The following is a 4,464-nucleotide window of genomic DNA, read 5'->3' on the forward strand; positions in this document are numbered from 1 at the left end:
CCGCCCTCCGCCGCGTCACCGTCGCCGCCGGCCCCCTCCCGACCGACGCCGAGGTGAGCGATGTTCATCTTCATCCTGCAGATCCGGCACATGCTCGACGAGCAGGCCGAGCTGTACCTCTTCACGATCTTCTCCGGGCTCGTCTGGGCCCTGTGGCTGCTCAAGGTGGGCCTGTCCCGCCGGTACCGCCCGTGGACCGAGGAGCACCACGAGACGACCAGCGTGATCGTCCCGGTGGTCGACGAGCCCCTCGACCTGTTCCGCGACGTGCTGACGCGCGTGACCGAGCAGCGGCCCGACGAGGTGATCGTCGTCATCAACGGCGCGGTCAACCCCGGGCTCCAGGCCGTCTGCGAGGAGTTCGCGCCGCTCGTCCGCTGGGTGCACACCCCCGTCCCGGGCAAGCGGAACGCGGTCAAGATCGGCACCGAGATGTCGAAGTACGACATCACCGTGCTGCTCGACTCCGACACGGTGTGGACGCCGGGCACGCTGCCCGAGCTGATCAAGCCGTTCAAGGACGCGAACATCGGCGGCGTCACCACCCGCCAGCGCATCCTCGAGCCCACGCGCTCCTGGATCACCCGCTGGGCGGACTGGCTGGAGAACTCCCGGTCGCTCTACTCGATGCCCGCCCAGTCGGTGCTCGGCCAGGTCGGCTGCCTCCCGGGCCGCACGATCGCGTTCCGCCGGCACATCCTCATGGAGGTCATGGACGACTTCATGACCCAGCGGTTCATGGGCGTCTTCCTCGAGGTGTCCGACGACCGCACGCTGACGAACCTGACCCTCAAGCAGGGCTACCGGACCGTCTACCAGCACACGAGCCTCGTCTACACGGACGCCCCGCTGCAGGTGAAGAAGCTGTTCAAGCAGCAGCTCCGCTGGGCGCGCGGCTCGCAGTACAACACGCTGCGGATGCTGCCCTGGATGCTCGGGCACGCGCCGATCCTGGCGATCTTCTTCCTGACCGACATCCTCCTGCCGTTCCTGCTCGTCGGGACGATCGCGGGCTGGATCTACCGCTCGGTCAGCGGCACCGGCGTCAACCTCTACGAGGCGATGCTCGAGACGTACGGCGCCCAGGCCGGCTGGTTCTGGGTCATCGGCCTGATGGTCGTGTCCTCGGTGCTGTCGATGGCGATCCGGCAGATCCGGCACCTGCAGGAGGTCCCCAGCGACTTCTTCCGGCTGCCGATCTTCATCATCGTCTCGACGTTCTTCCTGATGCCGGTCCGCCTGCTCGGCTTCCTGCGCATGGCGCACGCCTCCGGCTGGGGGACCCGGGCCGGCGCGTACGCCGGCGGCGACCCGGGCCAGGGCGGCGTCGAGGAGACCCCGCAGCCCGGCACCCTCGAGGCCGAGCTCGGCCTGATCGCCGACACCGCCCCGGTGGACGTCGTCGACCGCGGCGGCTTCCCGACGCAGCGCGACCACGCCACCGACCCGGGCGCGTACGGGGAGCCGGTGCACGCGGTCGCCGGGCACGCGCCCCTGGAGGCCGGCGCCGCCGCGCCCGCCGCGCCGGCGGCGTCCCCGGCCCCGGCCGCGCACGCCGCGGTCGCGACCGTCACCGCCCCCGAGAGCTCGCGCCGGCACGCCCGTGCCGCCGCCCCCACGAGCCCCCGCCGGCGGCTCAACCCGCTCGCGGCGATCCCCTACGCGATCGCCGTGGTCCTGTTCGCCCTGGAGGCCCTCCTCTATGTCTGACGCACCGATCACGCCCAGCGGCAAGCACTGGTGGGCGCCCACGATGGGCCGGATGACCCTCCGCGCCCGCGTCGCGACCGCCGTCATCGTGCTGGCGCTCGTCGCCGTCACCGCCGTCGTGTGGAACCTGCCGACCGTCTCCTCGATCGTGAACGCCGAGGCCGACGAGCCCACCGCCGCCGAGCTCGCGCTCCAGCAGCGGAACGCCGAGCTCGAGGGCCAGCTCCAGTCCAGCCGCGCGCAGGCCGACGCCCTGCGCGAGGTCCTGGGCGACGAGCAGGCCGCCCGCAAGAAGGGCGAGGAGACCGCCGCGCAGAACCAGGCGCAGCGGGAGGCCGAGGCCGCTGCCGCCGCCGAGACCGACCAGAAGGCGACCTCCGGGTCGTCCGGCTCCTCGAAGTCGTCCGGGTCGTCGTCCCGCTCGGGCCGCGGCGGCTCGGCTGCCGCGGCCGGCACGGGCGGTTCGGGCAGCGGCTCGGGCGGCTCCGGCGGCGGCTCCGGCGCGGCCAACCCGAGCGCCCCGCGCCCGGACGACCCGGGCGCCCCGGCCGCGCCCACGAAGCCGACCGCCCCGAGCAAGGCCGCGCTGGTGAACCCGACCAGCCGCTACTTCGGCATGTACACCGAGCAGGCCCCGTTCAACTGGGCCACGTTCGACGACGCGGCCGAGGAGGTCGGCCGGCAGCAGACGATGGTCGGGTTCTTCGGCGGCTGGGACGAGGCGTACCGCGCCAACGCGGTCACCCGCGCCTGGCAGCGCGGGATGCTGCCGATGCTGACCTGGGAGTCGCGGCCGATCGCGTCCAAGAACGACGTCGTCGAGGAGCCGGACTACAGCCTGCCCAAGATCGTCGCGGGCGACTTCGACGCCTACCTCACGCAGTACGCGCGGGACGTCGCCGCGACGGGCCTGCCGCTCGCGATCCGCCTGGACCACGAGATGAACGGCACCTGGTACCCCTGGGCCGAGCAGTCCGGCTCCGGGGCGTCGATCAACGGCAACAACGTGGGCGACTACGTGAAGATGTGGCAGCACGTGCACGACATCTTCGAGGCCAACGGCGCCAACGAGTACGTCATCTGGGTCTGGGCGCCCAACATCGTCAACAACCTGTCGTCCTCGCACCAGAGCACCGAGTTCCTCCGGGCGCTCTACCCGGGCGACGCCTACGTGGACTGGGTCGGCGTCTCCGGCTACCAGCGCCCGCCGTACAAGGCCGACAACAACGCGACCTTCTCGTACACCTACGACCGGACGCTGGACCAGCTCCGTGCGATCACCGACAAGAAGATCCTGCTGGCCGAGGTCGGCGCGTCGGAGATCGGCGGCACCAAGCCCGCCTGGGTGACGTCGTTCTTCCAGGGCTTCGACCCGGGCCGGAACGACGACGTGATCGGGTTCGCCTGGTTCAACCTCGCGGTGACCACCTACGTCGACGGGCAGCTCGCCACGAACGACTGGCGGGTCGACTCGCGGGCCAACAGCCTGGAGGCGTTCCGCGCGGGCATCGCGGACCCGGCGCGCGCCTTCGGGGGCGAGGTGCTGGCCTCGGCGCCGACGCCGGCCGCCGCCGCACCGGCGGCCGAGGAGCCCGCGGCGACCGCCGCGGCCGCCCCGGCGCCGGCCCCCGCGCCGTCGGTCCCGCCCGCCGCCGAGGGGCACGTCCCCGGAGCGACCGGACACCTGCCCGCGCCGCTCCCGGTCCCCGTCCGCGCACCCGCCAGCGGCGCCGGCTGGGCGGCCCGCCTCCCCGACGGCACGGTCGTGGACCTCGACGCCCCGCTGCTCATCGGCCGGAACCCCGACCCGCAGGAGGGTGTCCGGGTGGTCGCGGTCGCGGACCCGGGCCGCTCGGTGTCGAAGACCCACCTGATGCTGGGCGCCGACGAGCACGGCCCGTGGGTCGTCGACCGGGGCTCGACGAACGGAACCCTGGTGACGCTCGCCGACGGGCAGCGGATCGTGTGCCTGCCGGACCGGCGCGTGCGGCTCGCGGACGGCTCGCTCGTGGCGTTCGGCGACCTGGCGCTCGCGGTGGGGCTGCGCGCGTAGGCGTCCTCCGAGCCGCGGGCGGTCCACCGCCTAGAACGGTGGGGGTGCGTCGTACGGGTCGGTGGTGGCGTCGTGGGTGTGGCCGGTGCCGGGGCGGGTGAGGTACCGGTGTCCGGCGGGGGTGATCCACTCGAACAGCCCGGGGGCGATCTGGCGTAGCCGGAACCCGCCGTCGGTCTTGAGGCGGTGGTGGCGGTGGCACAGGGGTCCGAGGTTGTTGGCGTCGGTGCGGCCGAGGGGTTGGTCGGGTGGGTCGCCGGGTTGGGGGTGGTACTCGATGGTGTGGTCGAGGTCGGCGTTGCGGGCCGGGACGGTGCACCCGGGTGCCACGCAGGTGGTGTCGCGGGTGCGGACGAACGCGGCGAGCCCGGTGGGTGGTCGGTAGCGCTGGCGTCCGACGTCGAGGACCTGGTGGGTGGCGGGGTCGGTGATGATGCGCCGCCAGATGCCGCCGTCGGCCAGGGCCCGGGCGCGCACGGCGTCGATGGGCCCGTACCCGTCGAGGTCGGCGGGGTGGTCGTCCAGGCCCAGGAGGGTGGAGGCGGCGATGGTGAGGTTGACCTCGGCACCCGGGCGCCCCGCGCAGCGGGTGCAGCTGCGACGCGCGGCGGCGGTCGCGGGGTCGGTCGCGGGCACGCCCGGGACCGGCACGGCCGGCGCGGGCTCGGGCGCGGGCGGGACGGGCTCGGGCGCGGGCGGGA

At 73.6% G+C, this 4,464-nt stretch carries 3 protein-coding genes; 2 read left to right on the plus strand and 1 reads right to left on the minus strand.

Annotated features, from left to right (window positions below):
- Window positions 1-60: 60 nt before the first annotated feature.
- Window positions 61-1,710: a glycosyltransferase family 2 protein gene (locus MHY85_RS20255; protein ID WP_239200090.1), complete on the plus strand. Its 1,650-nt coding sequence runs from the start codon at window positions 61-63 to the stop codon at window positions 1,708-1,710.
- Entirely contained in the window at window positions 1,703-3,763 is a 2,061-nt protein-coding gene (locus MHY85_RS20260; RefSeq protein ID WP_239200092.1) for a glycosyl hydrolase, read from the plus strand. Before MHY85_RS20255 ends, MHY85_RS20260 begins: the two co-directional genes overlap by 8 nt.
- Before the next feature lie 30 nt (window positions 3,764-3,793).
- Here the strand turns inward: MHY85_RS20260 and MHY85_RS21585 are convergent.
- A partial coding sequence (locus MHY85_RS21585) for an HNH endonuclease signature motif containing protein (RefSeq protein ID WP_255733793.1) occupies window positions 3,794-4,464 on the minus strand: 671 nt, incomplete at its 5' end.

The organism is Cellulomonas sp. ACRRI (assembly GCF_022346185.1).
Taxonomy (GTDB): domain Bacteria; phylum Actinomycetota; class Actinomycetes; order Actinomycetales; family Cellulomonadaceae; genus Cellulomonas.

What these genes read in the sequence shown, in the direction of transcription:
- MHY85_RS20255 (WP_239200090.1), top strand. Translation starts at nt 61, where the DNA reads ATGTTCATCTTCATCCTGCAGATCCGGCACATGCTCGACGAGCAGGCC.
- MHY85_RS20260 (WP_239200092.1), top strand. Translation starts at nt 1,703, where the DNA reads ATGTCTGACGCACCGATCACGCCCAGCGGCAAGCACTGGTGGGCGCCC.